Origin of the sequence: Paraburkholderia sp. RL18-085-BIA-A, from assembly GCF_046027075.1 — a bacterium.
Taxonomy (GTDB): Bacteria; Pseudomonadota; Gammaproteobacteria; order Burkholderiales; family Burkholderiaceae; genus Paraburkholderia.
This window is the reverse complement of sequence record NZ_JARESU010000518.1, coordinates 1-773: the sequence shown is the minus strand read 5'-3', so window position 1 is coordinate 773 and position 773 is coordinate 1. Positions and strand designations below refer to the sequence as shown.

Sequence of the window (773 nt, the reverse complement as noted above, 5' to 3'; positions counted from 1 at the left end):
GGAGGCGGCGGTAGAATGAAGTGATGAAGAAAACGAAATCGCTTTATCACGGTCACCGCTTCCCTGCCGTCGTCATCAGCTGCGCGGTTCGGTGGTATTTCCGGTTTAGCCTGAGCCTGCGCGAAGTCGAGGAGTTGTTGCTCGAGCGTGGTGTCGTGGTCACGTACGAAACGATCCGTTGCTGGTGCGACAAATTCGGCGCTGAATTCGCCCGGTGCGCCAAAGCGGCGCGGCCCAGGCCGGGCAGCATATGGCATCTGGACGAGATGTTCGTGACGCTGCGCGGCGAGCCGTATCTGTTGTGGCGAGCGGTCGACGAGCACGGTGCTGAGCTCGATGTGCTGGTGCAAAAGCGGCGCGATAAGGCCGCGGCAAAGCGCTTCTTCCGGCGGGTGCTGCGTTCAAACCCGGTGCCGCGCAAGATCGTGACCGACCAGTTGCGCAGCTATCCGGCGGCGAAGGCTGACATTCCTGAGCTCGCTCATGTAAAGCACGTTTTCGTCAAGGCGGCTGCACGTGTGAACAACCGTGCCGAGAACAGCCACCAACCGACCCGCAGGCGCGAACGCCAGATGTGTGGCTTTCGCGATGCGCGTCGCACGCAAGCGTTTCTTTCATGCTTTGGCCCGATCCGGCAGCACTTCGCGCTGCCCAGACATCGGATGAACGCGGCATGTCATCGTGCCGTACTCCAGGAACGCTTCGTCACATGGCATGGTTGGACTGTCACTGCCGCATCTCAGAAAGCTATCTAATCAGGATAACTACGCTTT

The 773-nt window shown here is 60.0% G+C and carries 1 protein-coding gene; it reads left to right on the top strand.

The annotated features are described in order from the left end of the window. Positions 1-23: 23 nt before the first annotated feature. Complete coding sequence (locus tag P0D89_RS53605; RefSeq protein ID WP_408371386.1) at positions 24-755, top strand: IS6 family transposase; 732 nt, start codon at positions 24-26, stop codon at positions 753-755. The last annotated feature ends 18 nt before the right edge of the window (positions 756-773 follow it).